The following is a 22,325-nucleotide window of genomic DNA, read 5'->3' on the forward strand; positions in this document are numbered from 1 at the left end:
ATGCCCCGTCAACTGAAACTCGGCGCTTTTCTCATGGCCACCGGGCACCACGTGGCCGCCTGGCGCCATCCTGATGTGCCGGCCAACGCCGGGCTGGATTTCGCCCACTACAAATGCCTGGCGCAGATTGCCGAGGCGGCAAAGTTCGACGCCCTGTTCGTGGCCGACAGCATTGCCGCCGCCACCGGCGAGATCGCCAGCCGCATGGCGCGCTCGGATCATTTCGAGCCGCTGACGTTGCTCTCGGCGTTGAGCGCGGTGACCGAACACATCGGCCTGATCGCCACGGCCACCACCAGCTACAACGAGCCTTACCATGTGGCACGCAAATTCGCCTCCCTGGATCACTTGTCCGGCGGGCGCGCCGGCTGGAACCTGGTGACCTCGGACAATGCCGCCGAAGCACGGAATTTCGGGCGAGACGAACACCTCGGCCACGGCGAACGCTACAGCCGTGCCCGGGAGTTTCATCAGGTGGTGACGGGCTTGTGGGACAGCTGGGAAGACGATGCCTTTGTGCGCGACAAGGCCAGTGGCAGCTACTACGACCCGGCAAAACTGCACGTGCTTGAACATGTCGGTGAACACTTTCGGGTCAAGGGCCCGCTGAACGTGGCACGCTCGCCCCAGGGCCAGCCGGTGATTGTCCAGGCCGGTTCTTCCGAGGCGGGCCGTGACTTGGCGGCGCAAACCGCCGAGGTGGTGTTCACCGCCCAGACTTCATTGGCCAACGCCCAGGCGTTCTATGCCGACCTCAAAGGTCGCCTGGCTCAATACGGGCGCGAGCCGGATGCATTGAAGATCATGCCGGGGGTATTTGTGGTCGTCGGGCAGACAGAAGCGCAAGCGCGAGACAAATTCGAGGCCTTCCAGCAGTTGGTCGAACCCGAAGTGGGCGTCGCCTTGCTGGGGCGCATGCTGGGCAATTTCGACTTGTCTGGCTACCCGCTGGACGGCCCGCTGCCGGAACTGCCATTGACCGACAGCGGCCAGCGCAGCCGCCAGCAACTGCTGACCGAACTGGCGGGCCGCGAACACCTGAGCCTGGCGCAGCTGGGCCGCCGAATTGCCGGTGGCCGCGGGCATTACAGCCTGATCGGCACGCCCGTTCAGATCGCTGATGAGCTGCAGCACTGGTTCGAAAACGGCGCCGCCGATGGCTTCAATGTGCTGGTGCCGCACCTGCCGGGCGGGCTCGAGGACTTCGCCCAGTGGGTGGTGCCGGAATTGCAACGGCGCGGCCTGTTCCGGACCGAATACGCAGGCTCCACGCTGCGTGAAAACCTTGGCTTGGCGCGGCCGGGCAATCGCTTTGCGGAGAAACAAGCATGAAGATTCCTGGGCTGTTGTTTGCGCTGTTTGCCCTGACGCAAACCGCGCTGGCGGCCGATCCGGCCACCCTGAGAATCGGCTACCAGAAAGGCTCGATTGCCCTGGTGCTGGCCAAGGAACATGGCCTGCTGGAAAAACGCTTCGACCAGACACAGGTGCAATGGATCGAATTTCCCGCTGGCCCGCAGATGCTCGAAGCCTTGAACGTGGGCGCGCTGGACGTGGCGTCCACCGGTGATATCCCGCCATTGTTCGCCCAGGCGGCGGGCGCGGACCTCGTCTACATCGGCGCCGAACCGCCCAAGCCGACGGCGGAAACCCTCCTGGTGCGGGCGGACAGCCCGCTGCACACCATCGCCGACCTCAAGGGCAAGAAAGTCGCCTTCCAGAAAGGCTCCAGCTCCCACAACCTGGTCCTGCGGGCATTGAATAAAGCCGGCTTGAGCTACAAGGACATCCAGCCGGTTTACCTGCCACCGGCCGACGCCCGGGCGGCCTTCGAGCAAGGCAGTGTCGACGCCTGGGCGATCTGGGAGCCCTACTCGTCACTGGCCCTGAGCCAAAGCCCCAGCCACGTGCTCGCCAATGGCGAAGGCTTGAACCTTTCGGGGCCGATCTATACCGCGCGGCGCGACTACGCCCAGGCCAATGGCGGCTTCATCCACGCCCTGCTCGATGAACTCAGCGCTGCCGAAGCCCTGACCCGCAGCCAGCGCGAAGACAGCCTGCAGGTGCTGACCCGTTCCATGGGTCTGCCGGCCGGGGTGATTGCGCGTTATGTCGACAATCGACCGCCATCGCCGGTACTGCCGATTGATCAGCAGATCATCCAGGCGCAGCAGGAGACGGCGGACCTGTTCTACCAGAACCGCCTGTTGCCCAAGCCCATCGATGTACAGAAGGCTGTGTGGCAGGCCGCCGATGCCTCCCCTCAAAAGTCGACGGTGGCCGACAGCAAGTAAGTACGTGGCGTCGACAAGGTCAGGCCCGGCTCGCTGTCATCCGAGGCGCCCGCCGAACTCCAGTAGCGCCGGTTGGCCACGTTCTCGACATTGGCCCTCAGGGTGATGTGCTTGTCGTCGACTTTGAAGGCATAGCGCGCGCCGACGTCGAGGCGGGTCCAGGCGTCGATTTCCTTGACGTTGGACTGGTCCAGGTACTGCGAGCTGGAATAGATCCCGCGACTGGTCAGGGTCAGGCCCTCAACGGTCGGCACGTCCCACTCGGCCCCCAGGTTGACGTTGTATTTGGGCGTGGCGGGTGCGCGGTTGCCGTCGTAGGTGCCGTTGGTGGTGTTCGTCAACTCGCTGTCGATGTACATCACCCCGCCCAGCAGGCGGAAGCCCTTGAGCGGCTCGCCGAACACGCTGAGTTCGACGCCGTCGTTCCGGCGTTTGCCATTGGGGCCGAACACCAGCGTGGTGGCATTGGTCTCGTAGGCCGGCTGCTTGATCCGGAACACCGCCGCCGTCACTGCGAACGCACCGGCGTCGTACTTGGCGCCGACTTCGACCTGGCGGCTGATGAACGGCGGGAAGATTTCGTCATCGTTGACCGAGGTCGACGGTGCCACCTTGCCCTGGCTCAAGCCTTCCATGTAGTTGGCGTACAGCGACAGCTTGTCGGTGGCCTTGAACAGGATGCCGCCCGAGGGTGAAATCTTCTCTTCGTCGTAGGCAGTGTCGCCTTTGACGTCATCGGTCCAGTCGTCCACCTTGACCCGCTGCCAGCGCGCGCCGAGGGTCAGCAGCAGACGATCATCGAAGAAGCCCAGGGTGTCGGACAACGCCACGCCGCTGAAGCGGTTTTCGGTGTAGACCTTCGAGTCGAGTCGCGTCGGCCTGCCGGGGGCAGGGATTTCCACCGGGTTGTATAGATTGCTCGAACCCGACGCATACCGCGCGCCGCCGTTTTCAAAGTCCATGTAGAAGTAACTGGCCGCCAGGTTGACCTCATGGCTCACCGGGCCGGTATGGAACCAGTTGCGCACGCCCGCCGTGGCGGTCCGCACGTTTTCGTCGCGGGTGAAGTCCCGGGGCTGCACGCTGAAATCGCCGGCGTTGTTGGTCACCGATACCGCATGGCGCAGGAAGTCATGGTTACTTTTGCGCGCGCCGACGCCGCCGTAGAGCATCACGTTGTCGCTGAGGTCGAACTCACCGTTGACCGTGCCGAAGGTGTCGTTGGTGCTGGCTTTGCTCCAGGGCTGCGCGTAGTTGTGGCGCACGTCGTTGGCGCTCGGCACATTGGCCTTGGGGCCGACCTGCACGCGCTCTTGCGGAGCATCGGTGTCGCGCTCGGTGCGGCCGATGTCGGTGGAGAGTCGCAGGCGTTCACCGCGAAAATCCAGGCCGAGTACGGCCATTTCGCGGTCGACGCTCTGGTGATCCCAGGTGGTGTCGCCGGACTGCTTCACGCCGTTGAAACGCAGGCCGAACTTATTGTCTTCGCCAAAGCGCCGGCCGATGTCCACGGCCCCGCCCGCCTGGCTGTCGGAGGCCCAACTGCCGGTGAAGGAGGTGATGGGTGTGTCGGTGGCGCGCTTGGGCACCACGTTGATCCCGCCGCCCACGCTGCCCCGTGGCGAGATGCCGTTGATCAACTGGCTGGGACCTTTGATGATGTCGACGCGCTCGGCCATTTCCATGTCGATGGTGTAGGTCGGCAGCACGCCGTAGAGGCCGTTGTAGGCGACATCACTGTTGAACAGGCTGAAGCCGCGAATGGTGAATTGCTCATAGCGCCCGCCCGCCGGGTTGGTGGCACGCACCGAGGGGTCGCTGGCGATCAGGTCGCCGAGGGTGCGCGCCTGCTGGTTCTTGACCGCCTCGCTGGTGTAGGTGGTCATGCTGAACGGGGTTTCCATGAAGTCCCGCGAGCCCAGCAAACCCTGGGAACCACGGCGCGCCACCTGGCCACCGGCGAAGGACTCGCTGCCGGCATCGCCGGTGGTGCCGAGAATCGAGGTGGGCGCCAGTTGCAGGCTGCCGCCTTCGGGAACCGGGGTCAGTATGTAGGCCTGTTCACCCATAGGCTGCAGTTGCAGGCCCGAGCCCTGGAGCAAGCGCGCAAACCCTTCTTCGACGCCGTATTCGCCGGACAGGCCGGCACTGTTGCGGCCACTGACCAGCGCCGGGTCTACCGAGAGGTTAACCCCGGCCAGGCCGGCGAAACGGGTCAACGCAGCACTCAGGCTGCCGGCCGGCACCTGGTAGCTGCGCCGGGACGCGCCGTCTTCGGCGTAACTGATGGGGACGAACAACGGGCTGGCACTCAGGCTCAGCATGAGGCTGAAATTCAGCAACGGACGTAGGGCGGGCATTGGCAAAAGCTCTCGATTTTGTTCACTTACCTGGAATGACCAGCCAGGTGAAAAAAGGGGACAGGCTTCAGCCAATATTTTTTGAAATTACGGTTTGATGCCTTTCAGCTTTTGCAGCAGCTCCATCAATTGCTCCAGGGATTCCTCGCCGAACTGTTCCTGAATCTTCTGGTAGTTGCTTTCCATCCCGGCGCTCATGTCGACAAAACACTGCTGCCCCTGCTCGGTCAGGGCGACGAACACCCGGCGCTGGTCTTCGGCTGATTTGCGCCGGCGTACGATGCCGTCACGCTCCAGCCGCCCCAGCACGCCGGTCATGCTGGGCTTGAGGATGCACGCGAGGTGCGCCAGTTGGTGGCTTTCCAGTTCGCCCTGCTGGCGCAGGATGCGGATCACCCGCCACTGCTGTTCAGTCAGGTCATGTTCATTGAGCAAAGGCCGGAAGAACGCCATGGTCGCTTCGCGGGCCTGGAGCAAGGTGAGCGTAAGGGACGGTCTGGGGGTGGGCATGGTTCACGCGCAGTAGAGGTCGAAGCGTCGAAGCTTAGAGTCGGTGTCACGTGCGTGCAACCCGGGGCACGCAGCAAGTCGTTAATTTCGAAACGAATTCATAAAAACCTGTTAATCCAGCTATTCAGCTTAAAGATAACATGTTAACAATATGCCCGCCCCTGCCCCGGTGGCGGGCTCTACCAACAAAAACAACAAAAGGAACGCCCCTCATGCATTCGTGCCTCTTTCGCACGGCGGCAAGCGCTGGCCTGTGCGCCGCGTTTACCCCTCTGGTCGCCCACGCCGATTTTATCCAGGACAGCAAAGCCAGCCTGGACCTGCGCAATTTCTACATGAACCGCGACTTTCGCCAGACCAACGCGCCGCAGAACAAGGCCGATGAGTGGGCCCAGGGGTTTGTGCTGCGCCTGGAGTCGGGCTACACCGAAGGCGTGGTCGGTTTTGGCGTGGACGCCCTGGGTGAAATGGGCCTGAAGCTCGACTCCAGCCGCGACCGCCGGGGCACCGGGCTGCTGCCATCCGGCGCCAGCGGCGAGCCGGCCGACAGCTACAGCGAACTCGGCCTGACCGCCAAGTTGCGCCTGTCGAAAACCGTGCTCAAGCTCGGCACCCTGCAACCGATATTGCCGGTGGCCGCCTACAACGACACCCGGCTGCTGCCGTCGACCTACAACGGCGAGCTGGTGACCTCCCAGGACATCGACGGCCTGACGTTGAACGTCGGCCGCCTGGAAAAACAGAACCTGCGGGACTCCTCCAACAACGAGTCCATGAGCTACGGCGGCGTCAACAGCAGCCACCTGGACCTGGCCGGCGGCACCTACGCGATCAACCCGCACCTGGCGGCGACCTATTACTACGCGCAGATGCAGGACATCTACCGCCAGAACTTTATCGGCCTGGTGCATGACCTGCCGCTGGCCGAGGGCGTGAACCTGCGCACCGACCTGCGCTACTTCGATACTCGCGAGCAAGGCAGCGCCCTGCTGCGCAGCCCTACCCGCGTGGACGGCGGGCGGATCGACAACCGGTTTTTCAACGGCATGTTCAGCCTGTCGGTGGGCGCGCACAAATTCGGCCTGGGCTTCCAGAACCTTTCCGGCGACGGCGACTTTGCCTTCCCCGGCCAAGACCCGTATTCGGTCAACCTGGTGACCATCAATATCTTCACCAAGGCCAACACCGATGCGTGGCAGGCCCGCTACGACTACAACTTCGCCGCCCTCGGCCTGCCGGGCCTGACCTTCATGACCCGCTATGTCGACGGCAGCCACGCGCAAACCGCCACGGTGCGCAACGGCCGGGAATGGGAGCGTGACACCGACCTGGTCTACACCGTGCAAAGCGGCCCGCTGAAGAACGTCAACGTACGGCTGCGCAACGCCACCCTGCGCTCAAGCAACGGCCTGACCAGCGACATCGACGAAAGCCGGGTGATCATCGGCTACACCGTGGCCCTGTGGTAACGCCGGGCGCCTCAACGCAACCCCGACTGACGCTGGCGGTATTCCCCCGGCGTCATCTGCGCGTAACGCTGGAAGAACCGGCTGAAATACGCCGGGTCCTTGAACCCCAGTTGGTAGCAGATTTCATTCGCCGAACTGCCGGTAAACAGCAGCAGGCGCCGGGCTTCCTGCATCAGCCGTTCAAGGATCAGGCGTTTCGACGGCAGGTCGGCAATCCGCCGGCACACCTCGTTGAGGCGCGCCTCGGTGACGCCCACGCCGTCGGCGTAGCGCGACAACGGCCAGTGTTGCAGGTAGTGGTCTTCGATCAGTTCGTTGAAGCGATGGAAGATCCGCAGGTCTTCATGGCGGGCCGGACGGGCCTCCAGGGAATTGGCGCAGAGGCGCAGCAGGCTGATCATGATCAGGCGCGTCAGGCTGTCCAGCGCCGAACCACGCCCGCAGGCCTGGGCGTTGATCTCGCTGCACAGCTCGTCGAAGAGGAACTCCAGGCGGCGCACCTCGGGATGAAACTCCGGCGCCAGTCGCGCCAGCGCCACACAGGCGGCCGGCAATTGCGCGCCGGGGGCCAGGCTGGGGTCGGCGTCGATCAAGGCCCACACCAGTTGCTGGCGCACCGTCAGCACATGGCCGTCGGCGTCGGCTTCGGTGACGAAGGAATGCGCCACCGTCGGCGGTGTGAGGAAAAACATCGGCCCGGATTCGAGGTACTGCTGGTCATCCAGATAGACGCGCACCGCGCCCGTCTTGACGTAATGCACCTGGAAAAACCGGTCGTGGCGGTGCACCGGCATGTTGCGACCAAAAAATCCCGCCAGGTTACCGAGCCTGTCGTAGTGCACCTCGGCATCGCTGTAACGCTGGTCGTAGACCTGCCCGATGTTGATGTTGGGGATCGGCTGACGATCGCTCATCACTGGATTCTCTTTGTTGTTTTGACTGCCCTGAAATATTGCCACGCTTGACGATAGTTAACATCTTAATTATAACGTTAACAGGTTAACGAATATCCCGCGAAGCAGACCCCAATCTGCCCCGCCACTGCCAGGAGAAAAGCATGAGCCGTGCCCTGCACGATGTTGCGAACGGCACCCTGTTCGGCGTTGCGCTGAACTACCAGGGGTTGCTGAACCAACGTCTCGCCGAATTCGAACAAGCGCCTTACCAGAAACCACCGGTCAAGCCGGTGCTGTTCATCAAGACGCCCAACACCCGCAACCACCACGACGGCGTGGTGCTGCACCCTCAGGGTGAACGCCTGCAACCGGGCCCGGCCCTCGGGGTGGTGATTGGCAAGAGCTCCAGCCGGGTCAGCGTCGAAAACGCCCTGGAACATGTGGCGGGCTACACCATCGTCAACGAGTTCAGCCTGCCGGAAGACAGCTACTACCGCCCGGCGGTGAAGGCCAAATGCCGGGACGGTTTCTGCGCAGTGGGCCCGGAGCTGATGGCCCGTGACCAGGTCGCCAACCCGCACCAATTGAGCGTGAAGCTGTTCGTCAACGGTGAACTGCGCCAGCAAAACTCCACCGCCAATTTCGTGCGCAGCATCCCGCAGTTGATCGCCGAGATCAGCGAATTCATGACGCTGCACGAAGGCGATGTGCTGATCACCGGCACGCCCGAAGGCCGGGTGGATGTGCAACCCGGCGACACGGTTGAAGTCGAGATCAGCGGCCTGGGCCGCCTGGTCAACCACATCAAGGCTGAGGAGCTGTCATGAAACACGCCCGTATTCGCTTTGAAGGTGAAGCCCACCAGGTTCTGGTCGAAGCTGAAAACGCCGTGCGCCTGGCCGACGGTCGCCTGTTGGCCGAAGACCAGGTCGAGTGGCTGCCACCGGCCACCGGCAGCATGTTTGCCCTCGGCCTGAACTACGCCGACCACGCCGCCGAACTGGCCTTCAAGCCGCCCACCGAACCGCTGGCCTTCATCAAGTCCCCCGGCACCTACACCGGCCACAACCAGGTGACCTGGCGCCCGGACAACGTCGCCTACATGCACTACGAGTGCGAGCTGGTGGCGGTCATCGGCAAGCCGGCGCGCAACGTCAAACGCGAGAACGCCCTGGAGTATCTGGCCGGCTACACGGTGTGCAACGACTACGCGATCCGCGACTACCTGGAAAACTACTACCGCCCCAACCTGCGGGTAAAAAACCGTGACGCCACCACGCCGGTAGGCCCGTGGATCGTGGATGTCGCCGACGTGCCGGACCCGAGCAACCTGAAGCTGCGCACCTGGATCAACGGTGAACTGCGCCAGGAAGGCAGCACGAAAGACATGATTTTCGACATCCCGTATTTGATCGAATACCTGTCCAGCTTCATGACCCTGCAACCCGGCGACATGATCGCCACCGGCACGCCCGAAGGCCTGGCCGATGTGGTGCCGGGGGATGAAGTGGTCGTGGAAGTGGAAGGCGTCGGTCGCCTGGTCAATCGAATTGTCAGCGAGGCGGACTTTTTCGCCGCCGGTCAAGAGGCATGAGCAACATGATCAAACACTGGATCAACGGCCGTGAGGTCGAAAGCAAAGACACCTTCATCAACTACAACCCGGCCACCGGCGAAGCCATCGGTGAAGTCGCCAGCGGCGGTGCCGAAGAAGTGGCGCAGGCGGTAGCGGCGGCCAAGGAAGCCTTTCCGAAATGGGCGGGAACACCGGCCAAGGAACGTGCCCGCCTGATGCGCAAGCTCGGTGAGCTGATCGAACAGAACGTGCCGCACCTGGCCGAACTGGAAACCCTCGACACCGGCCTGCCGATCCACCAGACCAAAAACGTGTTGATTCCCCGGGCGTCCCACAACTTCGATTTCTTCGCCGAAGTCTGCACCCGCATGGACGGCCACAGCTACCCGGTGGACGACCAGATGCTCAACTACACCCTGTACCAGCCGGTGGGTGTGTGCGCGTTGGTGTCGCCGTGGAACGTGCCGTTCATGACGGCCACCTGGAAGACCGCGCCGTGCCTGGCGCTGGGCAATACCGCCGTTTTGAAAATGTCCGAGCTGTCGCCGCTGACCGCCAATGAACTGGGGCGCCTGGCGGTCGAAGCCGGGATTCCCAAAGGCGTTCTGAACGTGATCCAGGGCTACGGCGCCACGGCCGGTGATGCACTGGTGCGCCACCCGGACGTGCGGGCGATTTCCTTCACCGGCGGCACCGCCACCGGCAAGAAAATCATGCAGACCGCCGGGCTGAAAAAGTATTCGATGGAACTGGGCGGCAAGTCGCCGGTGCTGATCTTTGAAGATGCCGACCTGGAGCGCGCCCTCGACGCGGCATTGTTCACCATCTTCTCGCTGAACGGCGAACGCTGCACCGCCGGCAGCCGGATCTTCATTCAGGAGAGCGTCTACCCGCAGTTCGTCGCCGAGTTTGCAGCCCGCGCCAAGCGCCTGATCGTTGGCGACCCGCAAGACCCGAAAACCCAGGTCGGCTCGATGATCACCCAGGCCCACTATGACAAGGTCACCGGTTACATCAAGATTGGCCTCGAAGAAGGCGCCACCCTGCTGGCCGGCGGCCTGGAGCGCCCGGCCAACCTGCCGGCGCACTTGAGCCGCGGGCAGTTTATCCAGCCGACGGTGTTTGCCGATGTGAACAACCAGATGCGCATCGCCCAGGAAGAGATCTTCGGCCCGGTGGTGTGCCTGATCCCGTTCAAGGACGAAGCCGAGGCGCTGCGACTGGCCAACGACACCGAGTACGGCCTGGCGTCGTACATCTGGACCCAGGACATCGGCAAGGCGCATCGTCTGGCCTACGGCATCGAAGCCGGCATGGTGTTCATCAACAGCCAGAACGTGCGGGACTTGCGCCAGCCGTTCGGTGGGGTAAAAGGTTCCGGCACCGGCCGTGAAGGCGGCCAGTACAGCTTCGAAGTGTTCGCCGAGATCAAGAACGTGTGCATTTCCATGGGCAGTCATCACATCCCGCGCTGGGGTGTTTGAGTGATCCCTGTGGGAGCTGTCGAGCTTTGGCGAGGCTGCGATGCAAGCGCTGCGGTCTGCCGGAGACAGCGCGGTGATCCCATCGCAGCCTCGCCGGGGCTCGACAGCTCCCACATTTGATCTTTGACAACACGCTTCCAAGACAAAAACAATTATTCAGGAGAATCATCATGGGCGAAGTCGTCCTGGCAGCAAAGATCTGCCACGTTCCCTCGATGTACCTGTCGGAACTGCCCGGCAAGCACCACGGTTGCCGTGAAGCGGCCATCGCCGGGCACAAGGAAATCGGGCGGCGCGCCCGTGAACTGGGGGCCGACACCGCCGTGGTGTTCGACGTGCACTGGCTGGTCAACAGCGGGTATCACGTCAACTGCGGCGAGCACTTCAAGGGCACCTACACCAGCAACGAGCTGCCGCACTTCATCAAGAACATGGATTACGAATACCCGGGCTGCCCGGAGCTGGGCGAGTTGATCGCCGCCGAGGCCAACCTGGCCGGCGTGCGCACCATGGCCCACAACATCCCGAGCCTGGAACTGGAATACGGCACCCTGGTACCGATGCGCTACATGCACATGGGCGTACCGGACGAGCAGAAGTTCGACGTGATTTCGATTGCCGCGTGGTGCGCCTGGCACCGCCTGGAAGACAGCTTCGCGTTTGGCGCCGCCGTGCGCCGGGCCATCGAGAAGAGCGACCGCAAAGTCCTGGTGCTGGCTTCGGGCTCCCTCTCCCACCGCTTCTCGGACGACCGCGAAGCCGAAGCCAACATCCACAACTGGACCCGTGAATTCGACAAGCAGATGGACCTGCACGTGGTGGAAATGTGGAAGCAAGGCCGCTTCAAGGAGTTCTGCGCGATGCTGCCGGACTACGCCGAGCACTGCTTCGGCGAAGGCAAGATGCACGACACCGCGATGCTCCTGGGACTGCTGGGCGGGCCGGACTACAACCAGCCGGCCGAGATCATCACCCCGCCATTCGGCAGCTCGGGCACCGGGCAGATCAATGCCGTTTTCCCATTATGAGCCTTGGTGAGGATCAATGTGGGAGCTGGCTTGCCTGCGATGCACGCACCTCGGTGTAACTGTCTCATCGAGTTGATGCCATCGCAGGCAAGCCAGCTCCCACAAGAAACTCGCTGCACCTCACCCTGAGAGGAGACGCACATGCCGCACTTCATCGCCGAATACACCGACAACATTGAGCAGCAAGCCAACCTGCCGGCCCTGTTCGAACAGGTTCACGCCGTGCTGGGGGCCAGCGGCGTGTTTCCCCTGGGAGGCATTCGCAGTCGCGGGGTGCGCCTGGACACCTGGCGCATGGCCGACGGCAAGCATGACTACGCCTTCGTCCACATGACCCTCAAGGTCGGCCACGGGCGGGACCTGGAAACCCGCAAGACGGTAGCCGAAGCGCTGTTCAAGGTCATCACCGAGCACTTCGCCGAGCTGCAGTCCCAACGGCTGCTGGCGCTGTCGTTCGAGATGATCGAGCTGCACCCCGAGCTGAATTTCAAGCAGAACAACGTGCACGCATTCCTGAAGAACCAGGCGGGCTGAGCACAGCCCGCTTTCCGCCCATGGCACTCAAACCAAAAAGAACAACATCATGAGCACAGCCAATACCGCCGACAGCACCACCCTGATCGAACATCAGCGCACCCACAGCATCGTCACCTGGCGACTGATGCCGTTGCTGCTGATCTGTTACCTGTTTGCCCACCTGGACCGGATCAACATCGGCTTCGCCAAGATGCAGATGAGTACCGACCTGCATTTCAGCGACACGGTGTACGGCCTCGGGGCCGGCCTGTTTTTCATCGCCTACGCGCTGTTCGGCGTGCCGAGCAACATGGCCCTGGACCGGGTCGGCCCACGGCGCTGGATCGCCTGCCTGATGGTGGTCTGGGGCGTGCTGTCCACCAGCATGCTGTGGATCGAAAGCTCCACCGGTTTCTACGTGCTGCGCTTTTTGCTGGGGGTGGCCGAGGCCGGGTTCTTCCCGGGAATCCTGGTGTTTCTCAACCGCTGGTACCCGGCCCGACGCCGTGCCCAAGTCACCGCGCTGTTTGCGATTGCGGTGCCCATGGCCGGTGTGGTCGGCGGCCCGTTGTCCGGTGCAATCCTGGAGAACTTCCATGATTTCGGCGGGCTGCGCGGCTGGCAGTGGATGTTCCTGATCGAAGGCGCGCCGGTGGTACTGCTCGGCTTGGTCGTCCTGAAATACCTGCCCGACAGCTTCGAAACCGTGAAGTGGCTGGAGCCCGCGCAAAAGCAACAACTGCGCGAGCAACTGAGCACTGAAGAACAACGCAAATCCATCACCTCCTTTGGCGGCATCCTGCGTGACCCGCAGGTGTGGCTGCTGGTGGCGGTGTACTTCGCGGTGATGCTGGCGGTGAACACCCTGGCGTTCTGGATGCCTACCCTGATCCACGGCGCCGGCATCGGCCGCGACAGCCAGGTGGGCCTGCTGAGTGCCGTGCCGTACCTGGCCGGATGCTTCTTCATGATCGGCTGCGGGCGCTCATCGGACCGCAACCGCGAGCGCCGCTGGCACCTGTGCGTACCGCTGTTGATGTCGGCCATCGGTATCGCCGTCGCCGGGCTTTCGCCCACCAACCCGACCCTGGTGCTCGGCGGCCTGATCCTGGCCGGTATGGGCGCCAGCGCCGCACTGCCGATGTTCTGGCAACTGCCACCGGCGTTCCTGTCCAACAGCACCCAGGCCGCCGGCATCGCGCTGATCAGCTCGTTCGGCAGCATCGCGTCGTTCCTCGCGCCGTACCTGATCGGCTGGATGCGCGACACCACCCAAAGCGCGAGCCTGGCCCTGTATGTGCTGGCGCTGCTTATCGCCCTCGGCGGCCTGCTGGTGCTGCGCACCCATGCGGCCATCGTCAATCCCCAGTAGAGAGTTTGTCATGCTTGAACAAGCCCAAATCCAGCAAGCCGCCGCCCGCCTCGACCAGGCCGAGCGCTCCCGTGAGCAGGTGCGCCAGTTTTCCCTGGACCACCCCAACATCACTATCGACGACGCCTATGCCATCCAGCGCGCCTGGGTGGCACAGAAAATCAAGGACGGGCGCAAGCTGGTCGGGCACAAGATCGGCCTGACCTCCCGGGCCATGCAGGTGTCGTCGAACATCACCGAGCCGGATTACGGCGCCCTGCTCGATGACATGTTCTTCGATGAAGGCACCGACATTCCGTTCGAGCGCTTCATCGTCCCACGGGTGGAAGTGGAACTGGCGTTCATCCTCGGCAAGCCGCTGAAGGGCCCGAACTGCACGATTTTCGACGTGCTCGACGCCACTGAATGGGTGATCCCGGCGCTGGAAATCATCGACGCCCGCATCCAGCAGATCGACCCGCACACCAACGCCACCCGCAAGGTGTTCGACACCATTTCCGACAACGCCGCCAACGCCGGCGTGGTGATGGGTGGCCGCGCCGTGCGCCCGACCGAGATCGACCTGCGCAAGGTGCCGGCGGTGTTGTACCGCAACGGGGTGATCGAGGAGTCCGGGGTGTCGGCCGCCGTGCTCAACCACCCGGCCAAGGGCGTGGCCTGGCTGGCGAACAAACTGGCGCCCTACGACGTCACCTTGCAACCCGGCCAGATCATTCTCGGCGGCTCTTTTACCCGCCCGGTGGCGGCGAATCCGGGTGACACCTTCCATGTCGACTACGACATGCTGGGCTCCATCTCCTGCCGCTTTGTCTGACCCTGGAGGACTGTTCATGGACATGCCCATCAACCGCTTCAAGCAACGCCTGCAACGTGGCGAAACCCAGATCGGCCTGTGGCTCGGCCTGGCCGACGCCTACTGCGCCGAGCTGGCGGCGAATGCCGGGTTCGACTGGCTGCTGATCGACGGCGAGCACGCACCGAATGACCTGCGCGGCATGCTCGGCCAGTTGCAGGCCGTAGCGCCGTACGACAGCCAGCCGGTGATTCGCCCGGTGATCGGTGATACCGCGTTGATCAAGCAGGTGCTGGATATTGGTGTGCAGACGCTGTTGGTGCCGATGGTGGAGACGGCTGAACAGGCCCGGCAGCTGGTGCGGGCGATGCGTTATCCGCCCCGGGGCATACGCGGCGTGGGCAGTGCGCTGGCGCGGGCGTCGCGCTGGAACAGCATTCCCGGTTACCTGGACGAGGCCGATGCGCAGATGTGCCTGCTGGTGCAGATCGAGAACCGTGAAGGCCTGGAGAATCTGGACGCGATTGCGGCGGTTGAAGGCGTCGACGGGGTATTTATCGGGCCGGCGGATTTGAGTGCGGCCATGGGGCATCGGGGCAATCCCGGGCATCCCGAGGTGCAGGCGGCGATTGAAGACGCCATCGTCCGGATTCAAAAAGCCGGCAAGGCGGCAGGGATCTTGAGTGCGGATGAAAAGCTGGCGCGGCGGTATATCGAACTGGGGGCGGCGTTTGTGGCGGTGGGTGTGGATACGACGGTGTTGATGCGCGGGTTGCAGGGGCTGGCTGCGAAGTTCAAAGACACCGCAGCACCGGCCATTACCGGCGGAGTGTACTAACCCCGTCAAACAACAGAGATCAACTGTGGGAGCTGGCTTGCCTGCGATAGCATCACCTCGGTGTACCTGAAGGATCGAGGCGCCTGCATCGCAGGCAAGCCAGCTCCCACATTTTGATCACCTGTTACTCATCTACCGTGATTCAACGCTTGATGGTTTTCAACTCATCCAGCAACCCCAGCAACACCTGCAACTTCTCCTCCCCAAACTGCCCCTGCAAGCGCTGGTAATTCTCTTCCATGCACTGGCTCATCGACTCGAAACTGGCCTTGCCCTTCTCCGCCAGCGTCACCAGCACCCGCCGCTGATCCTGCTCGGCCTTGCGCCGGTGCACCATCCCCGCCGCCTCCATGCGCACCAGCACGCCGGTCATGCTCGGCTTGAGAATGCACGCCAGTTCGGCCAATTGGTAAATCTCCAGCTCGTCATGCTGGCTGAGAATTCGGATGACCCGCCACTGCTGCTCGGTCAGCCCATGCTCATTCAGCGAAGGCCGAAAAAAACTCATGGCCGCTTCACGGGCCTGCAACAGGGTCAAGGTCAGGGATTGTCTGGGTTTCAACATAGGCTCAGGGTCACGATAGATTTAGTTAATGTTTTAACGAAACTCTAACACTCTCCTCCCCGCCTCACGCTATAACTTGTGAAGCCGGCGAGGGCTCTGGCGCGCAGGATCAAAACCTGCGGCACACAGAATCAAGACATCCAGCGTGCCAGCGCCCTTAATACACTCATTAGCTCTTCACTGTCAGGCAGCGCAATGATCAATATCGAAACGCCGACCTATTACACGGCGACCAAAAAATACAACCTCAGCTTCCCGACCCTGGAACAGGACGTGGAAGCCGACGTGGTGATCATCGGGGGCGGCTTTTCCGGGATCAACACCGCCCTGGAACTCGCCGAAAAAGGCATCACCAACATCGTCGTGCTGGAAGCGCGTTACCTGGGTTTTGGCGGCACCGGGCGCAACGGTGGGCAGATCATGGCCGGCATCGGTCACGACCTGGAAAAGATCAAGAAAGACGTGGGTGAAGACGGCTTGCGCCAGATCTTCGAGATCAGCGACCTGGGCGCCGACATCATCAAGAACCGCATCGCCAAGTACGACATCGATGCCGACTTCTGCCACGGCTACGGCTACATGGGCTTCAACGCCCGCCAGGAAAAGACCCTGCGCGCCTGGGAAAAAGACTTCAAGTCCATCAACACCCAGCATGAAATCCGCTTCCTCGGCGGCTCCGACGTGAAGCAGATCATCGGCTCCGACGCCTACAGCAGCGCCCTGCTGCACATGGGCGGCGGGCATGTGCACTCGTTGAACCTGCTATTGGGCGAAGCCAAGGCCCTGGCCGGCTACGGCGTGCGGATTTTCGAGAACAGCCCGGCGCTGGAAGTCAGCTACGGCGAACGCATCACCGTGCGCACCGGGCGCGGTTCGGTCAAGGCCAGCAAACTGCTGTGGGCCTGCGACAGTTTCCTCAACAAGCTGGAACCGGAACTGCACCGGTCGACCATCAACACCTATGCGTTCCAGATGATGACCGAGCCATTGCCTGAAGAGCTGATCAACCGCATCAGCCCGATTCGCGGGGCCTACAGCGACATTCGCCCGGTGATCGACTACTACCGTGTCACCAACGAAAACCGCCTGCTGTTCGGTGCCGCCACGCCGTTGGTGGAGCACATTCCCGGCGATTTGAAAGCCTGGAACCGCAACTTGATGCTGAAGATTTTCCCGTACCTCAAGGACGTGAAAATCGACCTGGCCTGGGGCGGCCCGATGGCCTGCAGCCCGAACCTGTTCCCGCAGATCGGCACCCTGCCCGGGCGCAGCAACGCGTTTTATGTGCAGGGCTATTCAGGCTTCGGCGTGACCCCGAGCCACATCATCTGCAAGGTGCTGGCCGAGGGCATGAGCGAAGGCTCGGCGCGGTATGACCTGGTCAGCTCGATCCATCGCCCGACCATCATCGGCAAAGACACGATCCGCCCGCTGCTGCTCACCGCCGGCAAGTCCTGGCACCAGCTTTCCGGTTACTGGAACGGCCGCCGCTGACAAACACCTGTAGGAGCGAGCTTGCTCGCGAAAAACCCGAGGGCGCCGCGTTCATCCAGGACGCCAGCGCCCACATTGCCGCCTATTTTTTCTCATCAGGAGCAACTGCCATGACCCTCGTTACCCTCAAGAAAGACATCCAGCTGTCGGAACTCGACGCCTGGGGCACCGTCGCCGACCTCGGTTCGACCATCCTCGAAGGCGAAGTCCGGGCCTTCGGCAAAATGACCTTCGGCGCCCCGACCGACCCGGTCAGCAGCGCCTATTTCGGCACCACCCAGGGCAAGTTCCGCATGGTCTACCCGTTTGCCGAACAGGCCACCGTGGTCACCGGCGAGGTGGTACTCACCGACGAGTCCACCGGCCAGAGCACCCGCTACAAGGCCGGTGACAGCTGGTTCGTGACCAAGGGCACGCCCGTACTGTGGGAAGTGGTCAGCGAAAGTTTCGTCAAACACTACTTCGCCGTGGTGTGACAGCTCCGGCTGCCGGCACCCGTCGGCAGCCCTTTGGCGCAGGTGCCCCCATGCACTCCCTCCCCGCCCACGAAGTCGCCGGCCAGTGCCTGCAGGCTTTTACCCGATTGATTCCGGTCAGCCAGGCCGCGTTCTATTGTGTCGACCGCCACCTGCAAGCGCGGGATTTCCAGCTGCACGGCATGAGCGGCGAGATGCACCGCGACTACCTCGACAACTACCGCCAGTTCGATCCCCTTCAACCGCGCAACTGCTTGTCCAGTGGACTCGCAGTGGTGCCGCTGGGCCTTGCCATGGCCCGCCAGCCGGCGCGGGATACCCGACGGTATGGGGATTTTCTGCGGCGATACGGCGTGGTCGATGTGGTGGAAATTTTCGCCCAGCGCGGCGGCCAGCCCCAGGCGGCGATCTCGCTGCTGCGCACCGCCGACCAGGGCGCGTTCACCGGCGAGCAGTTGACCCAACTGAATGCCCTGCAAACCTTGCTGCAACTGGCCGTCGCCAACATGCAGCCCGCTGAGGATGCACTGGCCGGGCTGACACCCAAGGAGCGCCAGATCGCTCTTTTACTCCGCCAGGGCGCCAGCAACAAACAGCTGGCCCGGGAGCTTGAAGTCGGCCTGCCGACCATCAAGACCCACCTCATCAACCTGTTTCGCAAGACCGGCGTCAGCAGCCGTACGGAGCTGGTGGGCAGCCTGTTCCTGTAGCCGGCCTCAACCATCCGGTTGATGGTCGGGCCTGCTGCCGGGCGCGATGATCCGTGGTATTCACCCACCCAACCGGAGCATCGCAATGACCACCCCTTCTGACTGGATCACCGTGGGCGCCCTGGCCGACGGCTTCGCCCCCGAGGCCTTTATCCTGCCGAACCTGGCCGACCTAAGCGGCAAAACCTTCACGCTGTACTTTGCCAATGGCTGGCAGATCGAACACCGTTTCGAACGCGACAGCCTCGCCTGGGTCGCGGCTGACGGCCACTCCAGCGGCAGCGCAAGCTACCGCGCGACCTCGGTGCGTCCCGGCCTGTACCTGGTGGATTTCATCAAGCGCGACGGTGCGCAAGCCTGGTCGGTCAGCCTGGTGCTCGACACCGCCAGCGCCTCGTTCACCGCCGTACTCGGGCGCATGCCCACCCAGGAACAAACCCGCGAAGGCCTCTACAGCCGCGCCCTCGCCGGCAAGCCGCTGACCTCGGTGGAAGTGGATTTCCTCCACGGCAGCCTCGACCGCCCCTGGCAAGCCGGCCAATGCCCTCACGCCCCCACCACCGAACTCACCGGCCTGCGCAACCAGTACCGCTACAGCCCAAGCGAGGTCTACGAGCACATCTACCTCAACCACCAGTTCTACGCCTGGCAATGCCTCAAGGGCGTCGAGCAAGGCCTGTGCGACACCGACCGCTGCGACTACTACAAGATCGCCGACCAGCTGTACCTGTTCGTGTGGCGCGAAAAAATCATCCCCACCCTCGGCCTGGTGCTGATCGACCTGCAGCAGCACCGCAGCGACGGCAAGATCTTTGGTTATGCCGACGCCTCTTTCGATGAATTGTCGAACTTTCCCATCAGCTCCTACTGCCAGGTGCTCAACCGCACGGAGCATCCTGATGACTGAGCCGCGCACCGTTGTGATTACCGGTGCCGGCACGGGCATCGGTGCCGCCTGCGCCCGGCTGTACGCCGCCGACGGTGCGCAATTGGTACTGATCGGCCGTCGTCGCGAACCGCTGGAGCAGGTTGCCCGGGAAACCGGCGGCCTCGTGCTGGTGGGTGATGCGGCCTGCCCGCAGACGTGGGAGGGTTTCGTCACGCAGATTCGCCAGCGCTATGGGCGGATCGACGTGCTGCTGGCCTGCGCGGGCGGGCATGGCGTTGGCAGCGCCACCGACACCAGCCCGCAGACCTGGGAAGCGGCGCTGCGCAGCAACCTCGACAGTGCCTTCTACAGTGCCCGGGCGTGTTTGCCGCTGCTGCTGGAAAGTGCCGGGAATATTGTGCTGATGGGTTCGATTGCCTCCCTGGTCGCCGGGCCTGAAGTGTGCGGCTACACCACGGCCAAGCATGCCTTGCTCGGGCTCAATCGCTCACTGGCCCGGGATTACGGCCCGCGAGGCGTGCGGGTGAACGCTGTGTGCCCGGGCTGGGTGCGCACGCCGATGGCGGATGAGGAGATGCAGCCGTTGATGGACTTTCATGGCGAGACGCTGCAACACGCCTATGACCGGGTGTGCGCCGATGTACCCTTGCGCCGCCCGGCCAGCGCCGAGGAAATCGCCAGGGTGTGCCGCTTCCTGGCCTCCAGCGAGGCGTCGATCATTACCGGGGCAACGCTCGTGGCGGATGGCGGTTCAAGCATCGTCGATGTGCCGACGCTGGCGTATGCGCATATGGAGGCGAGTCATGGATGAAGACCTGGATTTCAGCGGTCGCAGCGTCCTGGTAACCGGCGGCGCCCAGGGCATTGGGCGGGCCATCGTCGAGGCGTTTGCCCTGCGAGGTGCGCGAGTGATGATCGCCGACCTGCAACTGGCCGAAGCGCTGGCAGTGGAGCTGTGCGGGCGCGGCTGTCAGGTGGAAGCGGTGGCCGTGGATCTGGCGGAGGCCGAAGCGGTATTCAAACTGATTGAGGGGTTGGAGCAAGGGTGGGGCCGGCTGGACATTCTGGTGCATAACGCCGGGTATTTTCCGCTGACGCCCTTTGCCGACATCACCCCGGCGCTACTCGAGCGCACCCTGGCGGTGAATTTATCGGCGCTGTTCTGGCTGACCCAGGCGGCGCTGCCGATGTTTCGTCGCCAGGGCCGGGGCTGCGTGCTGGTCACGTCTTCAGTCACCGGGCCGAGGGTCGCATTTCCAGGGTTGAGTCACTATGCGGCGTCGAAGGCCGGGGTCAACGGGTTCATCCGCAATGCCGCGCTGGAACTGGCCGGGCTGAATGTGCGGGTCAATGGCGTGGAGCCCGGCATGATCGCCACGCCGGCCATGGGCAATCTGGGGGATGACCAGGTGAACGCACAGATCGCCAGCCGGGTGCCGCTGGGACGGCTGGGTGCGCCGGCAGATATCGCCGGGGCGATGCTGTTTCTGGCGTCGGACCTGGCAGGCTATATCACCGGGCAGACCTTGGTGGTGGATGGCGGTTCGACCTTGCCGGAGGTTTAACGAAACGTCCTACTGAACGGCCAGATAACCTCTACTCCCCCGTCTTGAGAACCGCTGCAAAGTCCCTCGCCTGATCACACAGCGCGAGGGAACGCCGATGTCTTTTTCGATTACTGCTCTGCCCAGTGGGGCTGCCTCTTGATTCCCGCCATTGGCTTTTTAGTCGTGGCGGCGATGGACCCGAAGACGCGTAACGTCAATGCGGTTCTCAACGACTTCACACACTGCTTGAACACCTACGACGCATGGGCCGAGAGCTTCTGGAGTTTTTCGGCACTGGATGTCGAGCAGGTGTTCAAGGTCGGCGATGAGGTGTCGCTGGTCGCGCCCATCACCCGTTCTCTTTACCCCAGCAGCACCGTCGCGACCTGCAAGGCCAACTCACCGCTGACCCTGGTGCACATGTTCCAGAGCACACGGTTCGTGCCCATCGGCAATACGCCGGTCATGCTCCAGGAAATCGCGCAAGACGGTGGTCCGCTCGGCGACCCCCTCCATAAAACCATCGGCCCCAGCGGCATTCTCGAAGTCACCGAGTGCACCGTCGACCGGCAGTACCGGGTCAGCTTTTATCCCGACGTGTCCAGGGACCACATCAAGGCGCTGTATACCTCCTATCAGTCCGAGATCAGCTCGCTGGAAGGTCGCCTGCGTGGCGAGTGGACGAGCACGTTCAAGCCGATATGGGAGAGCTATGCCAAGGCCGGTTACACCGATCGGTACACCTCGCTGCAAATGGCCTATGCGCAAGGGTTTGGCAACGTGCTTTACGGTCTCTGGGACGGTATTGCGCAACTGTACCAATGGTTGGCAGACATCAAGCCCAACAGCGAAAAGCTGCTGCAGTACCTCTCCCAGGCCGAGCTTGGAGCGCTGCTGAAGCTCAGTCATGAGGCGATTGCCAAAGGACTGCTGATTCTGAGCGATGAACCGCTGCTGTTTATCTACCTGTCCGCGATGGTCAGTTGGATGCGCATGCTGCCCCCGCATTACCTGTTTGAGTTGCTGGGGGAAATCACCACCGAGGTGCTGCTCAACCTGTTGTTGCTATGGGCTACCGGCGGTATGGGTGTGGCCGTGCGGCTGGGTGCGCAGGTGCGGGGCAAGGTCAAGTCCGAGCGGGCACGGGAATGGCTGGAGCAGATGGCCAAGCTGGGCGGCACGGCCCGGATGGATGGGCATGCCGAGGTGCTTAAGCCGGTAGCGCTTCAGCGTCATGCGGTGCCGGTCAAGGCGGCGGCGGTGCCGTTGAAGGTGGGTCCAGATCAGGTTTCGAACCCGGCGGCTCTGGTGCGGGAGCCGAAGACGGCGCGCACGGCGCTGGTGAAGCAGGAGCTTGTGGATGATGCGCCCGCCTCTGCCAAGAACCCCGGCGGCGATGCAGCCGCTCCCGCAGACAAGACCGCAACCAATGGCTGCCCGGTATCGATGGTTACCGGTGAGGAGCTGCTGACCCTCACCGACGGCTCGTTGGAGGGCGTGCTGCCCTT

21 protein-coding genes and 1 pseudogene are annotated in these 22,325 nt (G+C 63.0%); 18 read left to right on the plus strand and 4 right to left on the minus strand.

From position 1 onward, the window contains the following. Together MUM_RS0125165 and MUM_RS0125170 are read left to right on the plus strand one after the other, a co-directional pair. Positions 1-1,332, plus strand: coding sequence for an LLM class flavin-dependent oxidoreductase (locus tag MUM_RS0125165; protein ID WP_010175425.1), 1,332 nt, complete (start codon positions 1-3; stop codon positions 1,330-1,332). Then, complete coding sequence (locus tag MUM_RS0125170) at positions 1,329-2,294, plus strand: sulfonate ABC transporter substrate-binding protein (RefSeq protein ID WP_010175427.1); 966 nt, start codon at positions 1,329-1,331, stop codon at positions 2,292-2,294. Before MUM_RS0125165 ends, MUM_RS0125170 begins: the two co-directional genes overlap by 4 nt. Here the strand turns inward: MUM_RS0125170 and MUM_RS0125175 are convergent. Together MUM_RS0125175 and hpaR (MUM_RS0125180) are read right to left on the minus strand one after the other, a co-directional pair. Beyond that, positions 2,264-4,654: a TonB-dependent receptor gene (locus MUM_RS0125175; RefSeq protein ID WP_010175428.1), complete on the minus strand. Its 2,391-nt coding sequence runs from the start codon at positions 4,652-4,654 to the stop codon at positions 2,264-2,266. The genes MUM_RS0125170 and MUM_RS0125175 overlap by 31 nt on opposite strands. An 87-nt stretch (positions 4,655-4,741) precedes the next feature. After that, positions 4,742-5,164: a homoprotocatechuate degradation operon regulator HpaR gene (hpaR, locus tag MUM_RS0125180; RefSeq protein WP_010175430.1), complete on the minus strand. Its 423-nt coding sequence runs from the start codon at positions 5,162-5,164 to the stop codon at positions 4,742-4,744. Positions 5,165-5,376: 212 nt separating this feature from the next. Between hpaR (MUM_RS0125180) and MUM_RS0125185 the strand changes: the two genes are divergently transcribed. After that, entirely contained in the window at positions 5,377-6,633 is a 1,257-nt protein-coding gene (locus tag MUM_RS0125185; protein WP_010175431.1) for an OprD family porin, read from the plus strand. 11 nt (positions 6,634-6,644) lie between these two features. Here the strand turns inward: MUM_RS0125185 and hpaA are convergent, their stop codons facing one another. Then, entirely contained in the window at positions 6,645-7,547 is a 903-nt protein-coding gene (gene hpaA / locus MUM_RS0125190) for a 4-hydroxyphenylacetate catabolism regulatory protein HpaA (protein ID WP_010175434.1), read from the minus strand. Positions 7,548-7,690: 143 nt separating this feature from the next. On the opposite strand from hpaA, the gene MUM_RS0125195 reads away from it, so the two are divergent. The 8 genes from MUM_RS0125195 (at position 7,691) to hpaI (ending at position 15,136) form a co-directional block, all read left to right on the plus strand. Then, positions 7,691-8,356: a fumarylacetoacetate hydrolase family protein gene (locus MUM_RS0125195; RefSeq protein WP_010175436.1), complete on the plus strand. Its 666-nt coding sequence runs from the start codon at positions 7,691-7,693 to the stop codon at positions 8,354-8,356. Continuing rightward, positions 8,353-9,123: a fumarylacetoacetate hydrolase family protein gene (locus MUM_RS0125200; protein ID WP_010175437.1), complete on the plus strand. Its 771-nt coding sequence runs from the start codon at positions 8,353-8,355 to the stop codon at positions 9,121-9,123. Before MUM_RS0125195 ends, MUM_RS0125200 begins: the two co-directional genes overlap by 4 nt. Positions 9,124-9,128: 5 nt before the next feature. Further along, positions 9,129-10,589, plus strand: coding sequence for a 5-carboxymethyl-2-hydroxymuconate semialdehyde dehydrogenase (hpaE, locus tag MUM_RS0125205; protein WP_010175438.1), 1,461 nt, complete (start codon positions 9,129-9,131; stop codon positions 10,587-10,589). 170 nt (positions 10,590-10,759) lie between these two features. Then, the gene (hpaD, locus tag MUM_RS0125210; RefSeq protein ID WP_010175439.1) at positions 10,760-11,617 is read left to right on the plus strand and encodes a 3,4-dihydroxyphenylacetate 2,3-dioxygenase; all 858 of its coding nucleotides are present in this window, start codon (positions 10,760-10,762) and stop codon (positions 11,615-11,617) included. A gap of 141 nt (positions 11,618-11,758) precedes the next feature. Next, positions 11,759-12,151: a 5-carboxymethyl-2-hydroxymuconate Delta-isomerase gene (locus MUM_RS0125215; RefSeq protein ID WP_010175440.1), complete on the plus strand. Its 393-nt coding sequence runs from the start codon at positions 11,759-11,761 to the stop codon at positions 12,149-12,151. Between the two features lie 49 nt (positions 12,152-12,200). Next, positions 12,201-13,505 carry an MFS transporter gene (locus tag MUM_RS0125220; RefSeq protein WP_010175441.1) on the plus strand — a complete coding sequence of 435 codons (1,305 nt, stop codon included), beginning with the start codon at positions 12,201-12,203 and terminating at the stop codon, positions 13,503-13,505. Positions 13,506-13,515: 10 nt separating this feature from the next. Continuing rightward, a complete protein-coding gene (gene hpaH, locus MUM_RS0125225; protein ID WP_010175442.1) occupies positions 13,516-14,319 on the plus strand; it encodes a 2-oxo-hept-4-ene-1,7-dioate hydratase in 804 nt (267 codons plus the stop codon). A 16-nt stretch (positions 14,320-14,335) separates the two neighbouring features. Continuing rightward, on the plus strand, positions 14,336-15,136 hold the full coding sequence (hpaI, locus tag MUM_RS0125230; RefSeq protein ID WP_010175443.1) for a 4-hydroxy-2-oxoheptanedioate aldolase: 801 nt from the start codon (positions 14,336-14,338) through the stop codon (positions 15,134-15,136). 142 nt (positions 15,137-15,278) lie between these two features. Here hpaI and hpaR (MUM_RS0125235) read toward each other — a convergent pair whose 3' ends face one another. After that, positions 15,279-15,701 carry a homoprotocatechuate degradation operon regulator HpaR gene (hpaR, locus tag MUM_RS0125235; protein ID WP_010175444.1) on the minus strand — a complete coding sequence of 141 codons (423 nt, stop codon included), beginning with the start codon at positions 15,699-15,701 and terminating at the stop codon, positions 15,279-15,281. A gap of 195 nt (positions 15,702-15,896) precedes the next feature. On the opposite strand from hpaR (MUM_RS0125235), the gene MUM_RS0125240 reads away from it, so the two are divergent. The 7 genes and pseudogenes from MUM_RS0125240 to MUM_RS01000000132690 form a co-directional block, all read left to right on the plus strand. After that, positions 15,897-17,195 (plus strand): NAD(P)/FAD-dependent oxidoreductase, encoded by a 1,299-nt coding sequence (locus tag MUM_RS0125240; RefSeq protein WP_010175445.1) that lies wholly within the window; start codon positions 15,897-15,899, stop codon positions 17,193-17,195. Between the two features lie 110 nt (positions 17,196-17,305). After that, positions 17,306-17,671 (plus strand): cupin domain-containing protein, encoded by a 366-nt coding sequence (locus MUM_RS0125245; protein WP_003209872.1) that lies wholly within the window; start codon positions 17,306-17,308, stop codon positions 17,669-17,671. 50 nt (positions 17,672-17,721) lie between these two features. Next, positions 17,722-18,381 (plus strand): helix-turn-helix transcriptional regulator, encoded by a 660-nt coding sequence (locus MUM_RS0125250; protein WP_010175446.1) that lies wholly within the window; start codon positions 17,722-17,724, stop codon positions 18,379-18,381. 85 nt (positions 18,382-18,466) lie between these two features. Further along, complete coding sequence (locus MUM_RS0125255) at positions 18,467-19,288, plus strand: molybdenum cofactor biosynthesis F family protein (protein WP_010175447.1); 822 nt, start codon at positions 18,467-18,469, stop codon at positions 19,286-19,288. After that, the gene (locus MUM_RS0125260) at positions 19,281-20,081 is read left to right on the plus strand and encodes an SDR family NAD(P)-dependent oxidoreductase (RefSeq protein WP_010175448.1); all 801 of its coding nucleotides are present in this window, start codon (positions 19,281-19,283) and stop codon (positions 20,079-20,081) included. Before MUM_RS0125255 ends, MUM_RS0125260 begins: the two co-directional genes overlap by 8 nt. Continuing rightward, the gene (locus MUM_RS0125265; RefSeq protein ID WP_010175449.1) at positions 20,074-20,835 is read left to right on the plus strand and encodes an SDR family oxidoreductase; all 762 of its coding nucleotides are present in this window, start codon (positions 20,074-20,076) and stop codon (positions 20,833-20,835) included. The genes MUM_RS0125260 and MUM_RS0125265 overlap by 8 nt, the downstream gene beginning before the upstream one ends. Positions 20,836-21,009: 174 nt before the next feature. Continuing rightward, a pseudogene (locus tag MUM_RS01000000132690) lies at positions 21,010-22,325 on the plus strand (type IV secretion protein Rhs); the annotation flags it as partial.

Origin of the sequence: Pseudomonas sp. PAMC 25886 (genome assembly GCF_000242655.1) — a bacterium.
Classification (GTDB): Bacteria; Pseudomonadota; Gammaproteobacteria; order Pseudomonadales; family Pseudomonadaceae; genus Aquipseudomonas.

Coding starts and splice junctions, on each gene's coding strand:
- hpaR (WP_010175444.1), bottom strand. CDS start 15,701: ATGTTGAAACCCAGACAATCCCTGACCTTGACCCTGTTGCAGGCCCGT.
- hpaE (WP_010175438.1), top strand. CDS start 9,129: ATGATCAAACACTGGATCAACGGCCGTGAGGTCGAAAGCAAAGACACC.
- MUM_RS0125220 (WP_010175441.1), top strand. CDS start 12,201: ATGAGCACAGCCAATACCGCCGACAGCACCACCCTGATCGAACATCAG.
- MUM_RS0125215 (WP_010175440.1), top strand. CDS start 11,759: ATGCCGCACTTCATCGCCGAATACACCGACAACATTGAGCAGCAAGCC.
- hpaI (WP_010175443.1), top strand. CDS start 14,336: ATGGACATGCCCATCAACCGCTTCAAGCAACGCCTGCAACGTGGCGAA.
- MUM_RS0125240 (WP_010175445.1), top strand. CDS start 15,897: ATGATCAATATCGAAACGCCGACCTATTACACGGCGACCAAAAAATAC.
- hpaH (WP_010175442.1), top strand. CDS start 13,516: ATGCTTGAACAAGCCCAAATCCAGCAAGCCGCCGCCCGCCTCGACCAG.
- MUM_RS0125175 (WP_010175428.1), bottom strand. CDS start 4,654: ATGCCCGCCCTACGTCCGTTGCTGAATTTCAGCCTCATGCTGAGCCTG.
- hpaD (WP_010175439.1), top strand. CDS start 10,760: ATGGGCGAAGTCGTCCTGGCAGCAAAGATCTGCCACGTTCCCTCGATG.
- MUM_RS0125195 (WP_010175436.1), top strand. CDS start 7,691: ATGAGCCGTGCCCTGCACGATGTTGCGAACGGCACCCTGTTCGGCGTT.
- MUM_RS0125245 (WP_003209872.1), top strand. CDS start 17,306: ATGACCCTCGTTACCCTCAAGAAAGACATCCAGCTGTCGGAACTCGAC.
- MUM_RS0125200 (WP_010175437.1), top strand. CDS start 8,353: ATGAAACACGCCCGTATTCGCTTTGAAGGTGAAGCCCACCAGGTTCTG.
- MUM_RS0125165 (WP_010175425.1), top strand. CDS start 1: ATGCCCCGTCAACTGAAACTCGGCGCTTTTCTCATGGCCACCGGGCAC.
- MUM_RS0125185 (WP_010175431.1), top strand. CDS start 5,377: ATGCATTCGTGCCTCTTTCGCACGGCGGCAAGCGCTGGCCTGTGCGCC.
- hpaA (WP_010175434.1), bottom strand. CDS start 7,547: ATGAGCGATCGTCAGCCGATCCCCAACATCAACATCGGGCAGGTCTAC.
- MUM_RS0125255 (WP_010175447.1), top strand. CDS start 18,467: ATGACCACCCCTTCTGACTGGATCACCGTGGGCGCCCTGGCCGACGGC.
- hpaR (WP_010175430.1), bottom strand. CDS start 5,164: ATGCCCACCCCCAGACCGTCCCTTACGCTCACCTTGCTCCAGGCCCGC.
- MUM_RS0125250 (WP_010175446.1), top strand. CDS start 17,722: ATGCACTCCCTCCCCGCCCACGAAGTCGCCGGCCAGTGCCTGCAGGCT.
- MUM_RS0125265 (WP_010175449.1), top strand. CDS start 20,074: ATGGATGAAGACCTGGATTTCAGCGGTCGCAGCGTCCTGGTAACCGGC.
- MUM_RS0125170 (WP_010175427.1), top strand. CDS start 1,329: ATGAAGATTCCTGGGCTGTTGTTTGCGCTGTTTGCCCTGACGCAAACC.
- MUM_RS0125260 (WP_010175448.1), top strand. CDS start 19,281: ATGACTGAGCCGCGCACCGTTGTGATTACCGGTGCCGGCACGGGCATC.